Below are 24,726 nucleotides of genomic sequence, written 5' to 3' on the forward strand. Positions count from 1 at the left end.
GATGGCCAACAAGGAACAATCTCTGCTGATCGCACAAATGACTGATATTCATATCGGTTTCGATCGGGAAGGCGGCGATGAAGAGGCGAATCTTAAGCGCTTTCGCCAAGCCCTCGCGCATTTGTTGCACCAACCCGAGCTTCCCGACATGCTAGTGCTTTCTGGCGATTTGACTGACCGAGGAGATGCGGAGAGCTTTGCGCGGCTTGTGGAACCGCTCCTCGATTTACCTTTCCCGGTCTATCCTCTGGTGGGCAATCACGACACACGCGAGACCCTGCTCGAAACGTTCCCCAACTGCTCCAGCGACAATGGATTTGTCCATTACGCGATCGAACAGGCGGGACTGCGAAACTTGTGCCTCGATACATTTGAGCCTGGGCGACACGGTGGTGCCTTTTGCGAGGCGCGCAAAAACTGGTTGAGCACGCAGCTCGCAGATCACTCTGACACGCCGACGCTTATCTTCATGCATCACCCGCCCATTGTCAGTGGGATCGACTGGATGGACCCAAGCCCGGATGAAAGTTGGATCGCAAATTTTGCGCAAGCGATCGATGGCAATGATCAAATCCTTGCTATCCATAGCGGCCATTTGCACCGGTCACTGCAAACAAGCTTTCGTGGTGTTCCGCTAGGGGTCACGGGATCAATCGCGCCCGCTGTGACGCTCGACCTGCGCCAAATCGATGGGGCTACCCCTGATGGCCGGGCGCTGATCGCAGACGAACCACCCATTATCGCATTCCACCGATGGAACGGCATTACGCTAGTTTCGCATCAATTGCCGGTCGGGGATTGGCCGGTGCTTGCGCACTACGGGCCAGAGCTCCAGCCGCAGATAAGAGGCATTTTTAGCCAGCGTGAATAGAGTTCAGTTCGCCAAATCGAAGCGAACAGGCCCGCGCCCCGGCACCCAAGCGCTCATGTCAGGCTCATCGCTGACCTTCCATGGCACGCCATCACGCCGTAGGAACAGCCGCTCCATTTCGGGCCGGGTGAATGGCCGCGAGCCAAGCCTACCGAACACCGCCATCTGGCCGCCCGTTTCATCAACCGCGCGGTCGCGGTCGAGACCTTTGCTGAGCGCGATTGCAGGTGTCGGCGTCTTGGCCCAGGCGATGAGTTCAGGCACCGGCGCAGGGCTGAATCCGTAAAAATTGCGCTGGCTGTCTGGACTGGTGAGTTGTAGCACTTTGAGCCCATTGCGCCCATCTGCGACATAGGCAAACAAGCTCGCATTGGTCGACGCAATTATTACGTCCTCTACATCGTTTAGCGTGCCGTCGAGCGTTTCCTTCGCGTAGATGAACGGTTTGAGCGGATTGGTGACATTGATGATCGCCAAGCCTTCGTGTTTGGCCGCGACATAGGCATAGGTCCGCGCAACATATATCCGCTGCGCGTCGTCTAGCGGCACCGTCGCATCGGGCATTGCAACCGGATTGCGCAGCTGAGTGACATCAAACAACTTCACGCCCTCCGCGTCTGACACCCAAAGATAGCGGAACTGGATGGCGCTTGCTCGCGCATCGTTGAGTGGGAGCACTGCAGTGACCTTGGGCGCGAGCGGCTCAGCCAGATCGACCACAACCAGCCCGCGCCGCGTAGTGATGTAAGCCACTTCGCCAGCCAGATGGATGTGACGCGCGCCATCGAGCACACCTTCGGGATTCCACGCTCCAGTGCCATCGGTAAACTCGGCCCGGCGCAGTTTGTTGTTGCGGAACTCGCCATCGGCCAGCGAATTCACATCGACCAGCACCAGCCCTTCCTCGGCATCTGTGATGGCTGCATAATTATAGATCGGGAGGAAGGGCTGCTCCTGATTGGCTTCGCGCATTTCAGGCGTATTGCGAAGCGGATTGATGGGCTGGTTCGTCGCCAGTGCCAAGCAGGTCGCATTCTGCGTATCGACATGGGTATCGTGCCCCAGCGCAGAGAATGGCGCGGTGATGATCCGCTCCGAAATGCCTTTGTTGGCGATTGATGCCACGTCATAGGCACGGAAACCGCCCTTCCCTTCCGCGACAAACATGTACTCGCCCCGCAACTGTAGACAGCCAACCCGGTCGCGCGTCCCCTCATGCGTGTTGACAAATTGCTCGAAAGCCTTGGTTTCGCCGCTCAAATTGCCATCGAACGTGATGCCGCGGTTCCAGTTGCGCAACTCGCGTTCATTATCTTCGACATGCATCCGCCAGTAGTCTGGATAGGCATAGCGGTGGAGATAGGAGCCAAGAACTGCCTGCGGTTCGTCCCACTCCGTCACGCGGATTGCTGAGAACCCGCCTTCATTGCCGGTCCATGCGTGCAGGCCGACGAAATTGACGTAATTCGTGCCGAGCAATAGCAGCTGTGCCATGATCGCATTATTGTCATCATTTTCGGATAAGTGACAGTCGGAACATGTCTTAGTCTCGGTCCGGCGCACAGTATGCGGGAAGTGCGGCGCAAATGCCTGACTTGAAAAGCCGATTGCAGAAATCGGCGCTTGTTGCACATAGATCCGCTCGCGGTTGATATTGGTCGAGGAGAGCACGAGCGCGGAGGAAGAGCGCACTGGCGCGGTCTGGTTGCCCTTAGTCGTCTGATGTTTGCCTAGCTGGAACATCTGATCGCGCGCAACCTGTGGGTTGTAAGTCGCGAAATTGCGCGTCGTCTCACCTTCGTAACGATGCACTTTACTCTTCCAGTTGGCTTCGATGGGCAAGTGGCAGCCGCCGCAAGATGTGGTCCATGATAGATGGCAAGTGAAGCACGCCATCTCGGGATCACGGTGCGCGCGATCATCCAGCTCGATGCCCAGACCGAACTCGAAATTACCCGTCTCTCCGCCAAGCCGGCTCATCAGTTTGGCCCGCGCAGCCTTGGCATTGAAACCGGATGTATCGGGGTCGACACTGTTCTTGACCAGGCTGACTTCCCATTCGAGTGCGGGATCAACAATCGAGCGCTGGATAAGAGTGCGCTCACCATCTTCAGTTTCGGTCCATTCGAACCGTCGGCGGCCATCGGGGTTGCGCAAAAGCGTTAGGTCATTGCCCCTTGGCGGTGCAGCAGGTCCGCTGGTCCGCAGCGTGGGATAGGCATCGGCGGTGCCGTGGCAATCCTTGCAACCAATCTCGATCGCATCGGCCACTTCGCCATAGATCAATCCGTTACCGTGGCTGTCCTGCGCGTAATGACAATCGGCGCATTGCATGCCCTTTTCTGCATGGATGCTCATCAGGTGAACGGCCTTGCCCGGATTGGTGCCCGGCTCGACAAACTTGCCTTCGTCCTCGCGACGCCATTTCTCCGGATCGTCAGGATCAATGATATTGTCATTCTCATCGAGCAGATTGCCTTCGCGATCACGCTTGAAGATCGCGCGGAAATTCCACCCGTGGCCATGATAGTCGGCAAACTGCGTATCACGCAGCTTCGGGTTCAAATCATAAACATTGCGCAGGAAATCGAGATCAGCCCACTTACCCTTCGGCGCGGCACCTTCGGGATTGCGATCCAGCACCGCGCGAACCTCTTCGGCAGTGGGATATTTCTGCTCAGCCGGCCACATGAAAGGCGCGTCACTCTCATAGTCCCACATGGTATAGCCAAGGTAGGAATTAAGGAAAATATTGGGCTGGTGCATGTGACAATTCATGCACTGTGCCGTGGGGATCGCCCGCGTGAAGACGTGTTGAAGCGGATGGCCCTTCTCTTTCTTCGGTGCCTCGCCGTCATCGTGGTCGCCCCCGGGGTGCTTGAGCGAGCCATGGCCGTTTGCACTTTCAAGCTTACTCGCGATTGTCGGGTCAGACGTGATCGTCTGTCCGTCGCGGCCATATTGCGCGTAGATCAGCGAATGGCGCGGCTCGCGGTCATTGGCGTAGACAACGTGACAACTCGCGCAGCCTGAATGGCGATAATCGCCCGGCTGGTCATTCGTGCCCATGAACCAGGTGAAGGGATCATTGAGCCGGGTCTTGTGAATGTTGAGCGCGGGGATCGCGACACGAAGCCCCGTAGCCGGGCCGCGATTGGACTGCTTGAGGTCCGGCCGACCCGGCTCTTCCAGCCGCTGGATCTGACCCGTAGGATTGGGCAAGCCGATCTCAGGGAATTGTGACGCGATATTGCGCCCACCGCGCTCGAACACGCGGAAAACATCTCCGGGCGGGATCACATGCCAGGTCGGCAGCGGATAAAGTTCAGCGAGCGCGCCGCGTTTCTTCTGGGCTTCGCTCAGCTCTCCTGGTGGGTCTCCGGGTGTCACCAGCTTCGCTGGTTCCCCGTCGCGGGTATAAGCCTCTCCGATAATGTAGTTCTTGTAGGGCAAAATGCCGTTGTTATAGGATGCCCCACCCCACAACATTGCCCCCGTTGCCATGATCGAACGTTCGCCCGCTTCGATCGTCGCCATATGGCAAGCACCGCAGGCTTCGCGCGCGACCCGGTAGTCGCTGGGATTGACGAAGCGGACAAACTCGGGCGACTCTATGTTTAGCAATGCATAACTGCGTTGGGGGTTGGCGGAAGATGGCCAATGCCAGCTTTCAGGATATTTGGGCAGCACATGCGCCAGATCGCGCGCCGCGACATAATCCGGGTGGTCATGCGGCAGCTGCGGATCTCCGACCACGCTCACATCGCCCCCGTGGCAATCGGTGCAACCGAGCTGGACAGCGGGCGTTAAATGCATGGTCGGTGCGTCGGTGCTGACATGGCACGACAAGCATCCTTCGGACTTTCCCATCATCTCTTCGAAGCTTTGCCGCGCGGGAGCAGGCGGCGCGGTCACGCGGCTGTAATCGCGTTTGATGGGTTTCTCGCCTTCGGCCGCTTCGATCGGGCCGTAGGTCACTACCCCGGCAAACGCCGCGACTGCCAAGAGCAGAAAAAGATGACGCAGGGCCAGCATCAGTAAGTCAGTATCGCATTGGCAAGGATTGAATAATAGGCGCCGCCGCCGTCCAAGCTGTCGAACAGATCGCGAAAGCCATCTTCGGCAAGCAATGCTGCGGCGGATAGTCGGAACACGATGTTCTGCGTGGCTTTGGGCCGCCAGATCGCTGCGGTCGACAGGTCCCAGCCGATATTCTTGGGGATCGAGCCTTCATTGCGCAGCGCTTCAAGCGTAGCGGTGTTTTCGAACCATAGATGATTGGCATTGGCAAAAATTCGAAACTCAGGAGTGAGATCGAAATCCGCACCTGCGCCGACCAGCACCAATCCGGGATTGTTGAAATTCGATTGGCCTTGTTCTTTCGACGAACGCAGCGAATTCAACAGGCCGTTGCGGCCATTGACGGAAACCGCGCGGCCACCGCCAGCGAAAGGGATTGTCTGCCGGATCCAGTAACTCGTATCGGCCCCTGCAAAAACCGGATTCTCGAAGATCGCGTCGAAGCCGCCTTCAGTATTGTCAAAGGGATCATCATCTCCGCTGGCATAGGCACCAGATAAGCGGAAGCGCATCCAGTCTTTGTCATAGCTAAGCTCGGCAGCAGCAAAGAATGCGCGGATGTCGGCAGGCTCGCTGGTGAAGAAGCTGTTTCGATCTTCGCCGAGAGCTCCATAGGCGCTTGCGGTCACATTGATCCGCCCGATGCGGCCATCGGCGTTATAGCCCAAGTAAAACACGTCATAATTGCGCCCACGCAAGTCGCCTAGCAAAGCCGGTCGTACGGGGAAACCGTTGTCATCAATCTCGATTTGTTCGGCTTCGCGATTGCGATTGTAAACCAGCGTAATTTGGCTGGTTAGCGCGGGGATCAGGAAGTCCTGACGATAGGCATTGGCGACGAAGACGAAGTCATCGCGTGGGCGCTGAACCACTGAGTTCAGCCCGCTATTGGTGTCTTTTTCCAACCGCCAGAACGCGCCAAGATTGTATTGAAAGCGATTGTTATCGCGTGTGCCGAAGAAGCGCAGACCCAGCTGCTGATCGTTGAACAGGAAGCCGCGAAAATCCGACTGGAACGGTTGAATGCCGATGCGCGCAGAGTCGAAGTCATAGCGGTCTGAAGTGTTGCGGAAGTGATAGTCGAAGAAAGCTTCCTGCACGCCAAGGAAATGGTCGAAGCGATGGCTGGGCTTCGATGGCTCGACAAACAATACGCGGCGTTCCGGCACATCGACGTAGTTCATGTTGAACGCCAACGTCACGCGGTATTCGACATCTGGGGGTTTGTATGCCGTGCTGCCTTTGAGCAGCGCTGCACCGACGATGAAGGTTTGCGAGAAAACCGTCGAGAAATCGTCTCCGAATATATCGATACGGTCCGTGTCTTCTGTCGTTTGCACGCCGACGGGGATCGGGAAGCTGCGCGGTTCCAGCACAGTGTCGCTGATGCCGTTCAGCACGAGGAACCAGTCATTCCCGGTAATCGGCAACCAAGGAACCTTCTCCGGATTGATCGGGCGATCACCCTTGTATGTGTTCTGGTTGTAGGGGTCCCAGAAGCGTTCCTTCACAAGCCCCAGTGTTTCGATCAAACGCCAGCGGTCAGGGATCGGGACCTCATCGGTCGGGAAAGCTTGCGGTGGCGGTGCGCGGACGGCCCCGGGATTATCCTGTGTCACAGGGTCAGGCAGCGGGTCTGTGTAGTCTGGCCGCCTGCGCCCTTCAATCACTTCAGGATCAACCGGTGGTGGTTCGGCCTCCCACGGCGGATGAGGTTCGGCTGGCTGCTCTTCCGGCGTTACCGATGGCGGTTGCAACGCGAAAGCGAGAGGAACAAGCAACAGCGACACGCCTAAAGCCCCTCGCAGACATTGTTTTCATCGCTGTCCAGAAACGGCGCGAAGGGGCAATTGACATAACGCAACCGAACCTTACGACCGCCAACTGAAACCAGAATGCGATCAGCGCGAATATCGTGGCCGGCATTGCCAATCCCGCCAACACTTTGGCCAGCATTGTGAAGCCCCAAGAAACTGATCATATCGTCCTGATCAATCCCATCGCCCGACACGCCGATCCCGCCCACCAACACGCCGCCCCGATATATCGGCACTGAACCAGGAAATATCTGGATACCGTTGGCTATCCTCGTATGATCGGGCCTAACCTGCGGCAAAGACGTGCAAAATCGAGGTGTATCGTTAGGTGCTGCACCGGTAACGAAAGCCAGATGCTGCGCCAGATTGCCGACCACAAGCGCCGATTGCAGGCCTGTGGAGAAGGGATTGAATTGTTCGATCGGGCGCGACAGCGGGCCACTGATCTGCCCCACTTCGCCGTCAGGAAAATAGGGCCTCGAGAGGTTTCCACCCGAGCGGTCTGCAAACGCGAATTGTCCGGTCAAGGCGCTCGGATCATTGAGAAATGTGCGCAAGACGGTGACGAAAGCTGGCACTTCACCCGTAGCCGCTTGAAGTTCATTGGCTGCAAAAGGCGCAGATATGAAATTGGCTGTGCGTGCCTTCTGCAAACTGACGTCGATCCCGAAAATCGCCGCATCGGGTGAACGCACAATACCCAACACTTCGCCGCGTGTATCGACCAGCGAAATCGTCACTTGTGCCCTACTATTAAGCGGTTGACGGATCTGCGCACGCGCGCGGCTCATGATCGCGAAGGCTTCTTCCAGAATTACACGCGCTTCATTGGCGCTGATCGGTGAGGCAATGTCCGCGCCGTCTGTTCCCGCTCGTATGGGAAAACGATTGGTGCCGGCGCCATCGCTCAGCACAAAGGCATCCTGATTGCCGAATTCAGTCACACCAGCCGCGCGAATGCCTGAGGTTTCTGTACCATAAGCAGATCCGGCCAGTAACGCCACACCATCGTAATAGCCGGTAACCGCAAGCAACGCGCCTGGAGTGCCTGTGAAGCTTGCTCCAGACACGTCAGCCAAGGAAGAGTAGGCTGCGTCCGAATAGCGAAGCGATGTCCCGTCGACGAAAATTCGGTTTGCGTGGATACTTGTCGGCGCTTCAAACCCAATTGTGCCTGCCAGTGCGATCGCTTCGTCAGCATCTATGTCGGTATCAAGCACATTAGGATCGAAGCTGTATACGCCGTCTGAGATCACGCCGACCCCGCCCACAACCACACCGTTCTTGTAGAGCGGGAAGCCTCCGGGATCCGCTGCCAGGCCCAGCGGCGAGCGCTTTGGCCCGATTAAGCCGTCGCTTGCGCGTGCAGACAGGTCTGAACAAGGCAGCTGACTGAACTGCACTCCGAACAGTGGCCCGCTTTCCAATCCTGCCGTGCTTGGTGCAGGCGGGAAGTGTTCTTGCACGATCATGCTGGCTGTTCGGGTGGAGAAAGCATTGCCGTTGCTGGAAAGGTAGGCACCGGTGATCGCCTTGGCGATAGCCGCAGCAGCCGCTGGTACAGTAAGTCCTTGCGCATCCACATTGCTGCCATTCGGCGAATCGGGAATGTCAGAGGTAGCGCTCGCACCTGGCATAGCGAATACGCCGAGTACATTGCCGACCCGGTCGACCACCGCGATGGTTGCCGCATCTCCCTGCGCACTCGCCTGCGCCGCGGCCCGCGCAATCACAGTTCCTACTTCGGCAGCGCTGAGCGCTTCTTGTGCTGGCACAGAGTAGAGCGCGCCTGCCGATGACGGTGCCGTGGTTGGCGTGGGAGTAACACTCGAGCCGCCGCTCGAAGAACCGCCTCCATCACCGCAAGATGTCAGCACCAGCGCTAGCACTGCCAGAGATGAACTGGTTGCCTTCGCCCGCATTACCGCAGCGTGCCTATCGCGCGAGCCGCTTCGCCAAGCGCGGATCGGAAAGATTGCGGCCGGTAGCTATTGGGCACCGCCACAGCCGCGTAAGCGCGATTGATATTCGCGCGAATGCCAGCCGCCGCACCGACAGTCACCCGGCCATCGCGCACCATGGCGTTGAGCAAGGTATCGACCGCCATCACCGCCTGAACCGAGCCCGCATAGTCCGTGAAACGCGAAGACGTCGCGCGATTGGATATCGCAGCGATCACGGAGAACGCGTCCGATCCGGCGTATTCGCGCGACGCAAGCACATTGGATAGGTTGAATGCGTGGCCGCGCAGTATCACGGCCGCTTCAAGCGCTTTGCTATGATCCTCGCCCATCGCTCGATGAAAGGCCCTGCTCGCCGCAAGGAAGTGATCCGCCTCGTCTGGCGCAAGCACCCGTGCAACAGCGGACAACGTGATGATGTTCTCATCATTAAATGGTGGGTTGCCGAACGGTATCGGGCGCCCCGGATTGCTTTCAAAGGTTAGCTTTCGCTGCGGCCCATCGTGGATCGAGCGATGGCACGAATGGCAATCGTAGAAGTAGAATTCGGGAAACATCCCGCGCTGCGCCAAGGCTGGCTTCGCGAAAAGGTTGGTTGCGCGACGCACCGCCTCGGCCTGGCCGACCGCCCACATCCGCACGCTATCAGACGCCCCCTTGCGATCAACATAGTCACTATCTAAATCGTGGTGCTGCTGAAGCGCACTGAAGAGATCGAGCTCGAACGAAATACGCGGATGTCCTGCCGCCATCATCGAATGTGTTACAAATTGACCGGTCCTTTCGGATCCGTAATGGCAATCCAGACAGACGTTTGCGCGCACTTGCGGGCGTTCCAAAGGCACTAGCCCCAAAGCGACGTTGGAGGCATGCGTAGCCGAGCGAGCATAGTGGAGCGGAAGCCACTCTTGCGACGCGCCATGGCAGCTTTCGCAGCCTACACCATCTGCCAGGAGAAAGCGGTCACCGCGTTGGCTAGTCGGCGCAAAGGTCGAATGGCAACCCAAGCAATCGGGAGCAGAGGTTGCGGCTCCCAATCCCAGACTGTCCGCGATCTGCTGACCTCGCCGGCTCGCAAGCGATGCATAGGCCCGGCTATGCGCCCCGCTGGGTGATGAAGGATCTTGCCAGGTCGCAATCTCATCTTGCCGGACAACGGCGCCATTGCCTACAGCCCGGCCGTGGCAAGTCGAACCCGCACAAGTCGCAACCCCTTCATAGGTCGCACTATTCTGCGCATACGAAGCCGGAAGTGCGAAGGCGAACGTAAGGACAACGGCAAGCGGCGCCACTCGGGCCAATAAAGTTCTCAACCGACTCGTCATTCCCACCCCTGCAGTCCGGCTAACACATATGGCTGTTTAATTGCAATTCATTGATTGCAAGTCACAAAGAGCGAACCATTCTCGCCAATTGAATAGGTCATTGCCTTCGCTTGCGCCGCGCGGATTACTGGCTGATCCACTTGTCGTTTTTCTCAACATATATGACGAAGGGATATCGCCACGCTGGCGCAGAGGCTCCGATCTGCTGATGCGCAGATCATCGTTTTCGATATTCCATTTTTAGAGAACGATCGCACCTAACCTGAAGCTGCCTCTCATGATCGCTCACGCGACGAGGCCAGGCAGGATGTGTTCGATTACATCGAGGTGTTCTACAACCCGATACGCAAGCATGTAAGGAACGGGATGCTGTCACCCGTAGAGTTCGAAAGGCAGCAGATTATGAGCACCGATGGCGTCCACAAATCTAAGGGCTATTCAGTGGCTAAAAATCACGTGATCAGTCGCTACTCTCATTTTGGCGTCCAATAAGGGACTAATTTAAATTCCCAGCCACAATGGTATCGCCGATTATCCAACACCTGTCATCTGCATAAATGTTCAGATTAGACTCGTCAGAGGGGGCAATTGTATCTATCGTATCTGTCGTGGACCACTTGCTGCAGACATTTAGCAACATGTTTTTGAGCCTTATTTTACTTTTGGCTGCCGCACCTGCGGCAGCCGATCCGTTAGTCTCTGGCGCCCGACCATCTTCAGCGGAGATTAAATCAGAGGGCTCAACGCCGGAGGCAGATAGTACAGAAAGCACATCTGAACTTATCTCTATTGAGACTGACTGGAATGCTGCACGTGAAGCCAGTGAAAAACTTGATTTTTCTGCGGCCCAAGAACGCCTTGAGGCCGCATTAGCGGTTCAATCTAGGTTGTTCGGTGATTCAGATTTTACGACAGCGGCCTTGCTTTTGGATCTTGCAATGGTGCTCGCATATCAGGAAGATTTCGAAGGTGCTGACGCGATCGTCCGTCGAGCTGGACCAATTATTGATAGATCGCCTCGCCCTACTGATAGAGCCAGATTTGCCGGTTACCAAGCGACCATTGCTATGCTTCAAGGCGATTATTCGGTCGCCAACCGTTTTGCGCAAGATGCCAGTTCCAGGTGGAGAGAAATTATTGGTAGTGATGATCAGCAAGCCTTGTTGTCGCTTTTCCAAACGGAGGAAGAGGCGCGGGTTGGCGTTCAGCCTGAGCTTGCACTTTCGTTAGCTCGTGAAGCTGCCATTCTTTTGCGAATGGACGATCCTGTAACTGCTTATGCCAAGGCAGGCGAAGCTCTTTTTGAGTTCAATTCAGCAGCTCAAAAACCCCCCATATGGCGATCAGAGATACTTGCTATTTTGGGTGAAGCATCATCTGCTTTAGGACGCTTATCAGCTGCGGATACTTTTTTTAAGAAAGCGATTGATATTAGACGATCGGTCCAAGGGGACGGGCCGGGAATGATTCGTTTGCTCCTTGCTCAGGGGCGCGCATATCAGCGCGAAGCAATGAACGTTAACTCGATCATAGCCTTTCGTAGAGCTGTAGAAATTGCAAAAAATATGCCGCCCGGTTCAGTAGCACTTCGGGTAGATGATCTAGTCCCTTTTGCTTCTGCTGTTCTTGATGAAGAGCAGTTCTTGGAAAGCGAGGAAGATAGGCTTGGTTTAATGACTGAGCTTTATGATGCCTTCCAAATTGCCTTTGTTCCAGGGCGAGACGATGTGATTAATCTTGCGTCTATGCAGTTTGTCGATGACGATCCAGTCCTTGCTGACCTGATTGATAGCCTTAAGCAGAGCTTATTATTGCAAGCAGAAATTAATGGAAAATTAGGTGTAGAGCGAGCTAAAGTTACCGGAGACCGTGATGATCGCCTGATAGAGTTTTTACTCTCTCAGTTGCAGATACAGTCTGATAAGGTGTCCGGGATTCGCGATATCCTAAATCAGGAATATCCTGATTACCAACGCTTTGACGGTAGTGAGCTGCCCGACCTAAATGTTGTTCGGGGTGCATTAGCACCTGATGAAGCGCTTGCTAGCTTTCTGATAGGGCAAGATTCATCCTTCCTGCAGCTTATTACGCGAGATAGAGTGCACATTGCGCCGATAGAAGCTGGTAATGACAAGCTTGATCAAATGGTTCGCGAATTGCGTCAGGGTCTCGAAATAGAGGGTGGATCAGTAAACGAATTTAATCTTGATGAATCTCATTTCCTTTATCAGACGCTTTTTGGGGCTGTTGCTGATGAGTTTAACAAGTTGGGGCGTTTAATTGTGATACCCAATGGCCCATTGAGCGATCTACCGTTTGGCACTTTAGTAACCCGCTTACCCCTGAGCGCAGATTACACAGAGGCGAGCTGGCTAGTTAATCGAATGTCGGTTACACATGCTCCGTCGTTAGTTAGTTTTATAAATTTAAGATCCACAAGAACTGTGAGGGCTCCCCCAAGATCGTTTTTGGGTGTAGCTAATCCTAAGTTTGTATCTGACATTCAAACGCTACCCACGTCAGAGGATCCAATTTGTAATCCCGAAGGCCTTGCGATACTAAGCCGGTTTGATAGCCTCGAAGAACTGCCCGACACAATCGACGAAGTGAACTCAGTTATTGCTTCTTTAGGGATTGAAGATGCTGATGTGTTTTCTGACCGAGCAGCTAAAGAAGAAGTCTTTCGCACTGACGCTCTGAACCAGTATAATATTATCTACGTCGCAACTCACGCAGTGATGCCAGGAGAGGTGGCTTGTCAACGCGAGCCAGGCATAGCGCTAGCTCGTCCAGGAGAGATGGCACTTTCAAGAACAGAAGATGGTTTTCTTGATGCCAGTGAAATTGCCGCCCTCAGGATTTCAGCGAATTTAGTGGTGTTATCGGCTTGCAATACTGCAACCAGCAGTGACGCGGCTGTCCAAAAAGGGGAATCGCTTTCTGGTCTGGCTGAAAGTTTCTTTATAGCAGGCGCGCGCAGTATGCTTGTTACCCATTGGCAAGTTCCCTCTGTAGCCACTGCTACCTTAATGAAAAATCTTTTCGGAAATATAGGCGACGAAAGGGGTCTATCGACCGATCAGGCACTTCAGCGCGCTCAGGTTGAGGCAATTTCCAATGAAGAGACGGCACACCCCTTCTTCTGGGGAGCATTTTCTTTCGTGGGAAGTGGTGCCGAGACTGTCTTTAGCTCGGGGTCAAGATTGTGATCCGCGCGCTCATCAGTTTCATTTTGGTAATCGGGTTAACGGTTCCGACATATGCTCAGAGCCTAATTGTTGTTGAGGTCAGAGGCGTAGATATAAGTGTTGGAAGCCGGATCAGCGCAGACCGTCAAGTCTCACTACCACCAGGAGGTAAGCTAGTGGTTGTGGGGACCGACGGCGGTGTAATTAGGCTTAGGGGTCCTCATAATGGCCCGGTAAGACTTCAGGCAGCCGCCGGTCAAAATGCTAGCCGCGCCCTTTCAGCTTTAATTGCCACCCGCAATGACCGTGCAAATCGTGTTGGAGCTGTTCGGTCTGGTTCAGATGCAGATCCGATACCATCACCTTGGCTGATTGATATAACTCGACCAGGGGAACGGTGTCTCGTAGAAGGGGCCCCAATTGGTTGGTGGCGGCCATCTGATGTTTCAGAACAAAGTTTTGTTGTGTCTCCACTTGACCGATCTTGGAAGGCTGCGTTTCAATTTAAACCCGGACAAGATACTGTCGCCATCACTAAGGTAAGCGACATAGACTTGACCAAGGCCTTCCTGATTGAGGACAGGGATTTGGAATATAGTATTCGTGTGCATCTAGTTCCTCCACTGCTGGACGAACCAACGTTTCTTGCTGCTTGGATGATAGAGAAAGGGTGTATTCAACAGGTCGACGCACTGCTGGCATCCTTATCCAATGAGACGGTGGAGTAGAGGAGTAAATGAGGCTTCCCGCAAGTTGGTCTTCGATTGTATTAAATAAACCTACGCGGTCGGCTCTTTGGATTACCCTTGTTGCCCTTCTGTCAGCAATCATTGCTTTTGTTGCAGTACAAACCCTTGCACCACTGGATAATCTTGAGAAGAAACTTGCCGATATTCGGGTTGCGGCGATGGAAGTGCCGAAAGAGCCATCCGATGACATTATTGTGGTGGCACTTGATGAGGATACGTTAGCTCAATTTTCTTACCGTTCACCCATTGATAGAGCATTCATCGCCGATTTGATCGAGCGCATAGATTCCGCAGGGGCCTCGGCGATTGTAGTGGATGTCCTTATCGATCAAGCCAGCGAGGAATCTAAAGATATTCAACTTTTTGAGGTAATTCGCCGGTCTGAGACACCTTTATATTTTAGTTATACAGCAGATCCCGCGTTCGTAACTGAAGATCAGCTTAATTACATGAGGGCCTTCATTCCGGCTGACAAAAGAGTGGAAAGCAGGCTCTTATCTGATCCTTTTGACTCTCTTGTTCGTCGAATTAACACGGGTGGAATTTTTTCCGATGGAGAACTTATTTATAACGATGATTATCCGCCAAGCTTCGCCGCTAAAATTGCTAACTCGCAAGGGGTCCCTTTGCTCGAAACACCTCGTGAGATTTCATGGCGTCCAGTATCAGCAGAAGGCCAAGAGCCTTTTCCGGTAATATCAGCCAACTACGTCACCTACTTGCCCGACGAACTATTCGAAGAAAAAATAGTTCTCATAGGGGCTATTCTATCCATCACCGACCGTCATTCAACGCCACTCTCGATTATAGACGATGGAAATCGCGGGTTTATGCCCGGTGTACTTATACAAGCCCATGCTATTGACAGCTTGCTGTCAGGCATGCCTGAGCCGAAGTCCTCAATAGGGTTTACACTGCTTGTTGTTATTGCATTCACGGCTCTGGGTGTGCTGATTAGCCAACTTCGCAAAGGTCTGGTCTTCAATTTATCTTTATCAATTGCGGTACTGGCCGGCTATTGGGTGCTTTGCATTATTGGCTATGGCTACGGGATTGGCATGTGGCCTATTTTGCCTCCGTCTCTTGCTCTTCTTTTATCTGTGTGGATGATGGATATCGTAATTGGACGCGCCGAAAGAATGCAGCGCCAATACATTCAGTCAACATTTTCGCGTTATGTATCACCGGCCGTGGTTGATCGAATTGCGGAAGATCCCAGTGCAGCCGCAATAAGCGGAGAAAAACGAGATACCACTTTCTTGTTTACCGATGTTGCGGATTTCACGACGATGTCTGAACTTCTTTCGCCCGAGGATTTGTCAGATGTTCTTAATCAATATCTAGATGGGGCCTGCGAAATTATTCTACGGCATGGGGGTACAATCGATAAGTTTATTGGAGATGCCATTATGGCGATCTTCAATGCACCCATTGAGCAACCTGACCATGCTGCAGCTGCGGTTCAGGCTGCACTTGAGTTGGATTCTTACGCAGAAAAGTATCGTGAGGAGTGTAATAATAAAGGTATCCCTCTTGGCGTAACTAGGATCGGTCTTCATGCCGGCCCAGCAGTGGTTGGTAACTTCGGTTCTTCACAGAGGATGGATTTCACGGCTCTTGGCGATACCGTAAACACAGCTGCGAGAACTGAAGGGATCAACAAATACTTCGGCACTAGGATATGCTGTACTCAGTCGGTGGTCGATCAAGCAAAAGATCAAGCATTCAGAACCATCGGTCATTTTGCTCTCAAAGGAAAATCTGAATATACAACTTTATATACTCCTCTTCCATCAACGCACAACGAAGAGGCTGAAGCGGAATATCAGGCAGCATTTTCTTTATTGGAGCAACGAGATAGCTCAGCTCCTCAAAGGTTTTCTGATCTTCAGGGAAAATACCCTACGGATCCCTTGATCATTTATCATAGTAACAGGTTGCAGAGCGGGGATATTTCGGCCTGGATTAAGATGGGTAGTAAATGATTAACTTTGAGAAAATTTCTAGATCGTCTTTTTTAATGGCTGCACCCTTTAGCCTTATGATTGGCGTTCCAGCCTTTGGGCAATCGGTTGTCATCCCGCCTAGCGCAGATATTTCTAGGTTACGCTTGCCTCCCCCAGATTTACCAACTCAGGAAGACTACGACGTTACGATACGGAATCCTGAGGAGTCTGTCGTCCCAAAAGATGTTTCAAGTCTGGATTTTCTAGTCTCAAAAGTGCGGGTTAATGGTGCTACATATTTCTCTGCAGACCAAATTAATGAAATATTTTCGTCGATAGAAGGTCGACGAGTCAGATTAGAAGAGTTGAGAGAATACGCGAACCAGCTGCAGGAACTCTACGCGAACGAGGGGTTTCTCTTAACGAGAGTCATTCTGCCCCCCCAAACAATCGAGGACGGAATTGTAACGGTCGAGGTTGTTGAGGGTTTTCTAGACAATATCGCAGTTGATGATAGCGCTGCTTTGGGCGCGAATCTTGCAAAAGCGGCTCTTTCTGAAATGGTTGGTGCGAAGCCTCTCAATATTCGCGAGCTTGATGGCAAACTACTCATTTTGAATGACACGCCTGGTGTGTCGGTAAAAACACTTTTAAGGCCAGGAAGCGAGTCTGGCGCAGCCGAAATGGCCATCACAACATCAAGGCCTTCAAACCAGGGATTTTTCAGTGTCAGCAATACTGGATCTGATGCAATTGGGCCGGTCATATATTCTGTTGGGTATACGGTTAATTCGCCTTTCGGGCACCCGGCAGCACTAGATTTGTCGCTCAGTTCTGCTGGCCACACTTTAGAAGAACTCTTGGCCGTAAGTGGCCGTTATGCCTTTCCTGTCGGACCTGATGGTAACATTCTTTACCTCGGCGGGCTGGCGGCACGCGCTCGTCCAGGAGGGGAGGCTGCCGAACTTGAGGTCGCCAGTTCATCCTACTCTGTCGAGGCGCGATTGAGGTCGCCATTACTCAGAAACCGTTCAACTGCGATTTACCTAGAAACTGCAGTAACATTCGCTTCTACCCGCGTAGAGGCGCTAGATACGGTCATCACACGTGATAAAATCGTCAGCGGACAAATAGGTTTACGCGGCCAGCATCAGTCAGATTTAGGACAAACAGCCTTGCAATTCGTGGCGACCGGAGGAATTCCAGCGTTCGGAGCTCTGGATCAGTCCAATCCAACGCCATCCGTTGTTGATTTTGAGTCTAAGTTTCTGAAATTTGATTGGCAATTTGACCATCTTTTTCCTCCCTCTCGGAGCATGTCATTTTTGTTTCGCGCTTCGGGTCAATGGAGTGACGACCGTTTGTTGGCAGGAGAGCAATTAGCTTTTGGCGGACCTCAACTTGGACGGGGCTATGCGCCATCGTCTCTGACAGGCGACAGAGGCTTTGGGCTTTTAGGTGAGCTAAGGCTCGATTTTCCCGATGTATATGAGGCAGGGGTAATCGCAAATCTCCAGGCATACAGTTTTGGAGACTGGGCGAAGACTAAATTACTTGCGGGAGAAGGAGTGCAAGCTGAAAAACAGAGCCTTCTTTCCTATGGGTTTGGTTTGAGAGCTGTTGTAGCTGAGCGAGCCCTGCTCGACTTGCAATTTGCCTCAGACGGGCGGGAACTTGCTGGAATTAAGAGGCGCCCCGCTCGCCTAAATCTCAGTCTTGTGCAGGTGCTTTAATGAGTACAACAGTGTACAAGCGATCCTATATGAGTAATTGGTCATGAAACGACTACGCTTAATATTATTGGCCTCGGCGAGTATAAGTTCCGTTGCGGCTGCGGATACGCTAAACACCTCTTCCTCCCCGACGGTCGTAGCTGGAGATGCTACTTACAGCGTTAATGAAGCGGGTACGGTCCGTACCATTACTCAGACAACTGACCGAGTTTTTCTAGACTGGGTAGACCTTAGTGTGGGAGAAAACGAGACCCTACAGTTTGTTCAGCCCGATGCATTGTCGATAGCTTTAAACAGGGTCACCGGTACTACTCAAACGATTATTGATGGAACTATTGAGGCCAATGGCAGAGTTTGGATACTTAACCCTAACGGCATCTTCATATCTCCAACTGGTCAGGTAACTGCCTCTGGTTTTCTCGCGTCTACTGGCAGTATTTCATCGACGGACTTTATGGCAGGAGGAGACCAATTCAGCATTGGAGGCGTTTCGTCTGCATCGGTTGAAAACGCTGGTAGCATTGCCACTGAATTGGGTTACACAATCCTGCACGGCGCCTCCATCACAAACGAGGGGCAGATTAGCGCGACATTGGGAGCGGTCTTACTGGCCTCTGGTAATGATCTGAGTATCTCTTTTGATGAAGGTAACCTGATTTCTTATGCTGTGAGCAATGAGTCCACTCTAGCGGCATCATTTCAAGGAATTAAAAATACGGGAACCATCACGGCTGATGGAGGTCTGATAGCCCTTAGTATGGCCTCAGCGTTAGACGCCATTCATAGTGTCATAAATGCCGAGGGACTTTTGCAGGCCAACTCGGTTGAAGAGCGTAATGGCACAATTATCTTGGATGCTGGGGACCATGGTGACGTTACCATAACGGGTACTGTGACTGTCGCGGGTCTTGAAGCCGATGAAGTTGGTGGATCGATCGAAGCAAGCGGCACGTTGATCACTTTGGCTGATACGGCTGAGGTAATAGCTGACGGCGGGGCTGGCGGGGGTTCAATATCTATTTTTTCGACGGCCACTCAAGGCTCTAATTCTTCAACAACGATCGAGGGAAATAGCTTCGTATCCATCTCGGAATCTGAAGCCTTTCTTGTCGAAGAGACCCGTATTCAACTGGCTAACGGTGCACTGGCAGATATAGCGATAGTTGATGGAAGCGTAATTTCTGCAAGCGCTACCGTTTCAGGGTCCGGTGGTACAGTTACCATTGAGGCTCCGGGAGAAGAAGAATTAGCAACGTTTGTTGCTGGCGAAATCCGGGCTAATGGGGTTGGAACTGATAGCGTAGGCGGCATCATTGACCTTTCAGGGTTCTATTTGGAGATTGAGGGGTCAGAATTATCTGTTAGCGGCGCTACAGCTGGTACAGTTGTGCTTACTGCTGCGTCTATTGACTTAGTTGATCAACTTTCAGCTGCTTCATCAAATCTATCCTTTTCAGATTTTGAGTGGCAGTCTGCCGAGACAACACCGCTATATGACCCTGCATTGATGACATCCCTTAATTTGGGTGATGATCAAGTTTCCGGCAGAATTTCTCTTGGGTTTGCCTTTGAATTTTTTGGAGAAACATACGATAGTGTAGAGGTTTCATCTAACGGATTCCTGTCTTTTGGTGATTTAGGAAGTAATAGCAGATGTTGCAACGGACAGCCATTGGACGATGGTAATGCTCCGCTTCTCTCTATTTTTGGACTTTGGACAGACCTTATTCCTAACTATGAAGGTGGCGATGTCCTTTATACGACTATAACAAATCCTGACGGCACCAGAGAATTTATTCTGCAGTGGAAAGCGGTCTCAGAATATATAAACGGTCAGCTTAACACGTTTGAAATTCGACTACGAGAGAATGGGGACATCTATTTAAATTACGGTGATGTTAGCATTGTTCAACACAACGTCTCTATTGGTTTGACTGGCGCTGACGCTAGTCAAATAGCTCAGCTAACATACCGAGAAGTCGATTTTGATAATTGTTGCACGACAAACATCATATCTGATATCTCTCAAACAGCATATATTTTTAGCCAAGGCTTTGATCCAGTTTCACAAATTAGCGCAGCTACGCTTCAGAATATTTTGGGAAGCGGCGCGAACCTAACCATAAATGCAAGAAACTTCACAGAGGCAAATCGTAGCAACGACAGTATTGGAAATATTTCTGTCAGTGGGCCCCTCACATTAAGTTTTGGTGCCAATAGCTCGGCCCAAGAGATAATTTTCAGCGCAGATAATAACGTCTCGATAGACAGTTCTGCGGTTTTCTCGAACTTTCTAGGACAATTGAGGCTAATCGCCGGGGCTAGTGACAGCGGCCAAATTGGATCTGTATTCGCTCAAGGGCTAATAACTGCAGGCCTGCTTGAAGTTACTGGTAGTGTTATTCAAATTGGTGAAACTGAGGCAGAAGAGATCATCCTGAATGTGGGTGGGGAAGCCACATTAGGCAATGTCACTGCCGGGACTTTGACGAGCACAGGCCTCGTCAATTTGGGCGGCTCCAATTCAACCCTCGAGAATCTCAGGATTTTAAGTGGTAGACTAAATCTTTCGGAAATAAGTGGTCTTCCAAGCGAGACCATCTATTTCGGTAATGGGACACTCAATATTGCCAACACAAGTCTCTTAGAATTGGACCAACTAGTCACGGTTGACGAATTCGGAGAAATAATTTTTGGAGCTTCTGGTACCTTTTCAGGCTCGGTAGACGCCCTTTCGGAAAACACTGGGAATTTACGCATTGCTTCCATTAGTGATCTCACAATTAGTGGATCTATTGGCACTAATCGGACCCTTGAGATCATCGATTTTTCTTCTGAAGGAGATCTAAAACTTACTGAGACTGCAAGGCTAGTTTCTGACGAATCTATTGGTTTCTTTGCCGATGGAGATATCTTTATCGACAGCGATGAAGTGATTGGATCGCAATTCGGCGGCGAGTTAGGAATTTCAGCCGATCGAGATAGTGATGGTACTGGAGGTACCATTAACCTCGTTAGCTCTCTCAGCGCGGGTGCTCTCGAGGTTTCAGGTAATTTAGTTTTTGATGGTTCCGGCGAGATAAGTGTTCTTAACAATTCCAATATTAATGGCAGCATATCGACGATTTCGGAAGAAGAGGGCGTTGAACTTACGCTTAGGTCGGCTGGCCTATCCCTATCGGTTAACGGCTCGATTGTTTTTGATCAGCTCAATTTAGAGACGCCTGGCATTGGAGATATATTGGTCAGCGGTGATATCACAGCGACAACTTTAACTAAGCTTGGGTCTGGTTCTGCGCGCATACAAGGACCAAATTCTTCCATAAATAACCTGAGAATCATCAATGGTGTTCTGGCAATTGCTGATATCAGCAATTTACCATTGAACTCGATCTTCTTTGGCGACGGCCTTCTTGATATCGACATTCATGAACCAGAAACGGTAGATTTTTCAGATTCTCAGTCCGTTTTTGAAACTGATTTTGGCCCAATAACTCTCACGCAACAGATTACGGTAGAAGAGTCTGGTGATATCCTCTTTAGAGGATCAGGCATCGTTTCAGGACCAGTTAATTCGGTTGAGGAGGGTGTCGGTAGTTTCAACGTTAGTGCACTTGGTGATCTGACAATTACTGGGCAAATCGGACTAGAACAGTCCCTCCATGCTGCCACTTTCTATTCAGACGGAGACCTGAGTTTCGCCGACAGTGCTCGATTGCGAGCTGAAGAATTTGTTGGTCTTTTTGCCCATGGAAATATCTCACTTGGAAGCGACGATATTTTGGCCAGTGACTATACTGGACAATTAAACTTGGAGGCTGATCAAGATGGTGATGGAGTTGGTGGCACAATTAACCTTGTCGAATCTCTTAGTGCGGGCTCAATTTTTGTATCTGGCGACCTTTTATTCTCTCGGTCCGGACAAGTCACTTCTCTGAGCAACCTGATTATTAATGGAGATATTTCTTCGGAAGAGGAAGGCGAACCTACAACGCTCGTCCTTAGTTCTCCCGGTGACTTGCGAGTAAGTGGTAGCATTACTTTTAATGACGTTACTGTTGACACTTTGAATGCTGGGGATGCTTGGTTTCTTGGAGACCTGACGGCAGAGACCTTATCCAAGTTGGGCCAAGGCTTTCTCCGACTATCGGGTACGAATTCAGCTATAAATCATCTAAGAATTATAAACGGTGCTTTAGCTATTTCCGACGTTAGCAATTTACCGGTCGATTCAATTTTCTTTGGCAACGGCTTTCTTGATATCGACATTCGTCCCTTTGTGGACGGTTTTCTTGACACGGAGTTAGATGAAACGCCTGTTTCTCTTTCCCAACAGATTACTGTAGAAGATAGAGCTCAAATTCTGTTCAGGGGCCCTGGCTCGTTCTCGGCTGTGACCAGCGCTCTGGATGCTGGATCCGGCGTATTACAGGTCTTTGCATTGAATGATCTTGTGGTCGACGGTCTTGTTGGGACAGGGCAGTCACATGCAGAGTTCACAGCTGTTTCCGACGGCGGTGATCTAATCTTGAGTGAAGATGCGCGCATTCTTGCGGCGACTTTTATTGGCCTTGGTACGAGCGGGGGCGATATATTTATAAGTGGTAGTGACGTTTTTGATGCTGATTTTACTGGGGATCTCAGCATCATCACGACTTTTGGGTCCGAGGAAAATCAAGGAACGATTCATCTCGATAGTGCTTTAAGCGCTAACTTTATTGAATTGAGGGGTGACGTTTTACTGCTTAGCGAGGGCGATATTCGTGCTGTTTCGGACATCTTTATTGGCGGCCGCATTTCGTCTGACCCGACTAATGAAGAATCCATGCTCGTTCTCGCGGGAGAGAATATTTTTGTCGATGGCGACGTCGATGTCGATGAGATAACCTTAGACATACTAACGTCTGGTCAAATATTCGGTAATGTTACCACGAATATTTTGTCTTCGACTGGTCCCGGCTCGTTACGTTTGTCGGGTGAAAATTCAGCCATAAATAATCTGAGAATTATAAACGGCGCTTTAGCTATTTCTAATCTGAGCAATTTACCCTTAAACACGCTTTTCTTTGGGAATGCTGAACTTTTTATAGAAACAGAAGAGCCCGTAGAACTTGCACAAGATATAACAGTGGGTGATTACGCGCGGATATTATTTAATGGTTCTGGCACTATGACAGGCCCAATAAATGCCGAAAACGATGGTGAGGGTATTTTAGAGGTCGGAGCTCAAGGAGACCTTAATTTTAACGGCACAATAGGAGCAGACAGCCGATTGGCCGAAATTTTTGCGGATAGTGGTCGGCGATTAACACTTGGTGAGAATGCGTTCTTATCCGCTCGCCAAATTATCGATCTTATTGGCGTTTCGGGTTTTACAAACCTTTCCGAAAGGGAGGATGTTTTAGAGACTGGTGCCTGGACGGTATGGAGCGGAAATCCGGATCCATTCGGCGAAGATAACCCAGACATTGTTGGATCTCTGGTTCATGATTTTAGGTACTATGGCATAAGTTTAGCCGGTGCTAGGGGAGAAGCAGAACTTCCTGAAAGACCAGAAGGAAATGGCTTAGCCTATGGCCTTTCACCGGTGCTAAATGCAGAACTTGCTGAAGAGCTAAGTAGAATTTATGATGGAACGACGACTTTTTCTCCTGATTTAGTCAGCCTGTTGTTCTCTGGTTTAGTAAATGGGGACAGTGCCATAATTGATATCGTCTCGGCCACGGCGAACCTACCTGGAGTCGATGCAACGGAGGCTGTGATTGCAGGGATCACTGCCAACTTTACTGATACATCCGGTGCGCCAGTGTTTGGTTATCGTTTCCAAGATACTATAACTGTCCCAGCAGTTATTTTGCCCGCTACTCTGACATACAGAGCTGATGAGGCCACCAGATATGTTGGCGCTCAAAATCCAACTTTCTCGGGTACAGTGACAGGCTTTATTGCTGGCGAGAACCTAGAAAATGCGACTACAGGAACGTTAGTTTTCACGTCTCCAGCAGATGAAAATTCCGATGTTGGGCTTTACCCGATCTTTGGGGGAGGCCTTTCCGCAGCCAACTATATTTTTGTGCAGGCTGTTGAGAATGAGACCGCGCTAACAGTACAAAAAAATATTGTTAATGAGGTGTCTTCGGGCTCTGATTCGGGATCAGGCGGCAGTGGAGATGGATCAGGAGATACGGGCTCCGATGGTGGCGGTGAAGGATCTGGCGATGGCGGTTCTGATGACAGTGGCGACGGCTCTGGCGATGGTAGCGAGGGGTCAGGTGATAGCGGGTCTGACGAGGGTGGCGATGGATCAGAAGAAGGCGGCGATGACGCTGGGGAGTCGAACTCTGATGACAGCGACGACGGTACCGATGAGGGCGATCAAGGCTCAGAGGATAGCGACGAGAGTTCAGAAGAAGGTTCCGAAGAGAGCGATGAGGGGTCCGATGATGCGGGCGAAGGATCTGAAGAATCAAGTTCGGATGAGGGGAGCGATGGATCCGATTCTACTGATACGTCCGATGGTGCTGGATCTGATAGTGAAGCTGACACTGGTGCCGACGGCGGCACATCTGTTGGAGGAGATGAAGGTTCAGATGATGGGTCGAGCACATCCAGCCAACAATCTGGCGGTGAAATCGTAAAGGTGGAGGTGAAACCAGCGGATCCATTGCCGCCGTCTCCTGTTGGCGATGAGCCAACACCTACTCCTAGTGATCCCGAGGATAGCGGAGACCCTGTTTTAGCTGCTGTTTCTTTTGAGGATGAGGCCTCGATTGATACGAGTGTCGGAGTTCCGCAAGAAGTTGTCGCTCTTACCCCAACCATTTCTGTGGCCCCACAAAAAGAGGCTCCACCAGCGCCAAAATCTGATGACGAAGCGCTATCTATAAACTCGGCGTTAAACCCCTAGAGAGCGGTTGAAGCAATGGCTGCGTAGCGGAAGCGAAACAGGTCATTGCTTATCGAGTTCAGCGGCGAACGCCGCCGGTGTCACATAGCCAAGCTATGAGTGCGGTCGCCCCGATTGTAGTCATCCACTCAGGCAGTGATCTCGACTCG

General features: G+C 51.8%; 9 protein-coding genes and 2 pseudogenes. 6 read left to right on the plus strand and 5 right to left on the minus strand.

All coding sequences use genetic code 11. The annotated features are described in order from the left end of the window. The first annotated feature begins 1 nt into the window (after nt 1). Entirely contained in the window at nt 2-871 is an 870-nt protein-coding gene (locus QZ487_RS11175; protein ID WP_296025217.1) for a metallophosphoesterase, read from the plus strand. 3 nt (nt 872-874) lie between these two features. Here QZ487_RS11175 and QZ487_RS11180 read toward each other — a convergent pair whose 3' ends face one another. The 5 genes and pseudogenes from QZ487_RS11180 to QZ487_RS11540 all read right to left on the minus strand — a co-directional run. Further along, complete coding sequence (locus QZ487_RS11180; protein ID WP_296025220.1) at nt 875-4,906, minus strand: hypothetical protein; 4,032 nt, start codon at nt 4,904-4,906, stop codon at nt 875-877. Continuing rightward, the gene (locus QZ487_RS11185; RefSeq protein WP_296025223.1) at nt 4,906-6,741 is read right to left on the minus strand and encodes a hypothetical protein; all 1,836 of its coding nucleotides are present in this window, start codon (nt 6,739-6,741) and stop codon (nt 4,906-4,908) included. Before QZ487_RS11185 ends, QZ487_RS11180 begins: the two co-directional genes overlap by 1 nt. A 2-nt stretch (nt 6,742-6,743) precedes the next feature. Next, nucleotides 6,744-8,690, minus strand: a complete 1,947-nt coding sequence (locus QZ487_RS11190; protein ID WP_296025226.1) for a heme-binding protein — start codon at nt 8,688-8,690, stop codon at nt 6,744-6,746. Next, nucleotides 8,690-9,484 (minus strand): hypothetical protein, encoded by a 795-nt coding sequence (locus QZ487_RS11535; protein ID WP_349665862.1) that lies wholly within the window; start codon nt 9,482-9,484, stop codon nt 8,690-8,692. Before QZ487_RS11535 ends, QZ487_RS11190 begins: the two co-directional genes overlap by 1 nt. Before the next feature lie 174 nt (nt 9,485-9,658). Continuing rightward, nucleotides 9,659-10,054: pseudogene (locus tag QZ487_RS11540) on the minus strand (multiheme c-type cytochrome); the annotation flags it as partial. 285 nt (nt 10,055-10,339) lie between these two features. Here QZ487_RS11540 and QZ487_RS11200 point away from each other — a divergent pair. From QZ487_RS11200 to QZ487_RS11220, 5 genes and pseudogenes are all read left to right on the plus strand, one after another. Further along, nucleotides 10,340-10,456: pseudogene (locus tag QZ487_RS11200) on the plus strand (IS3 family transposase); the annotation flags it as partial. A 206-nt stretch (nt 10,457-10,662) separates the two neighbouring features. Then, a complete protein-coding gene (locus QZ487_RS11205) occupies nt 10,663-13,263 on the plus strand; it encodes a CHAT domain-containing protein (protein WP_296025232.1) in 2,601 nt (866 codons plus the stop codon). A 715-nt stretch (nt 13,264-13,978) separates the two neighbouring features. After that, nucleotides 13,979-15,976 (plus strand): adenylate/guanylate cyclase domain-containing protein, encoded by a 1,998-nt coding sequence (locus QZ487_RS11210; protein ID WP_296025235.1) that lies wholly within the window; start codon nt 13,979-13,981, stop codon nt 15,974-15,976. Continuing rightward, nucleotides 15,973-17,670, plus strand: a complete 1,698-nt coding sequence (locus tag QZ487_RS11215; RefSeq protein ID WP_296025239.1) for a ShlB/FhaC/HecB family hemolysin secretion/activation protein — start codon at nt 15,973-15,975, stop codon at nt 17,668-17,670. The genes QZ487_RS11210 and QZ487_RS11215 overlap by 4 nt, the downstream gene beginning before the upstream one ends. A 43-nt stretch (nt 17,671-17,713) precedes the next feature. Further along, a complete protein-coding gene (locus QZ487_RS11220; RefSeq protein WP_296025241.1) occupies nt 17,714-24,577 on the plus strand; it encodes a filamentous hemagglutinin N-terminal domain-containing protein in 6,864 nt (2,287 codons plus the stop codon). Nucleotides 24,578-24,726 lie beyond the last annotated feature (149 nt).

Source organism: uncultured Altererythrobacter sp., assembly GCF_913057185.1.
GTDB classification, from domain to species: Bacteria; Pseudomonadota; Alphaproteobacteria; order Sphingomonadales; family Sphingomonadaceae; genus Erythrobacter; species Erythrobacter rubellus.

Bases quoted from the DNA above. Each gene is read 5' to 3' on its own strand.
- QZ487_RS11175 (WP_296025217.1), top strand. From the start codon at position 2: ATGGCCAACAAGGAACAATCTCTGCTGATCGCACAAATGACTGATATT.
- QZ487_RS11180 (WP_296025220.1), bottom strand. From the start codon at position 4,906: ATGCTGGCCCTGCGTCATCTTTTTCTGCTCTTGGCAGTCGCGGCGTTT.
- QZ487_RS11190 (WP_296025226.1), bottom strand. From the start codon at position 8,690: ATGCGGGCGAAGGCAACCAGTTCATCTCTGGCAGTGCTAGCGCTGGTG.
- QZ487_RS11535 (WP_349665862.1), bottom strand. From the start codon at position 9,484: ATGATGGCGGCAGGACATCCGCGTATTTCGTTCGAGCTCGATCTCTTC.
- QZ487_RS11210 (WP_296025235.1), top strand. From the start codon at position 13,979: ATGAGGCTTCCCGCAAGTTGGTCTTCGATTGTATTAAATAAACCTACG.
- QZ487_RS11215 (WP_296025239.1), top strand. From the start codon at position 15,973: ATGATTAACTTTGAGAAAATTTCTAGATCGTCTTTTTTAATGGCTGCA.
- QZ487_RS11220 (WP_296025241.1), top strand. From the start codon at position 17,714: ATGAAACGACTACGCTTAATATTATTGGCCTCGGCGAGTATAAGTTCC.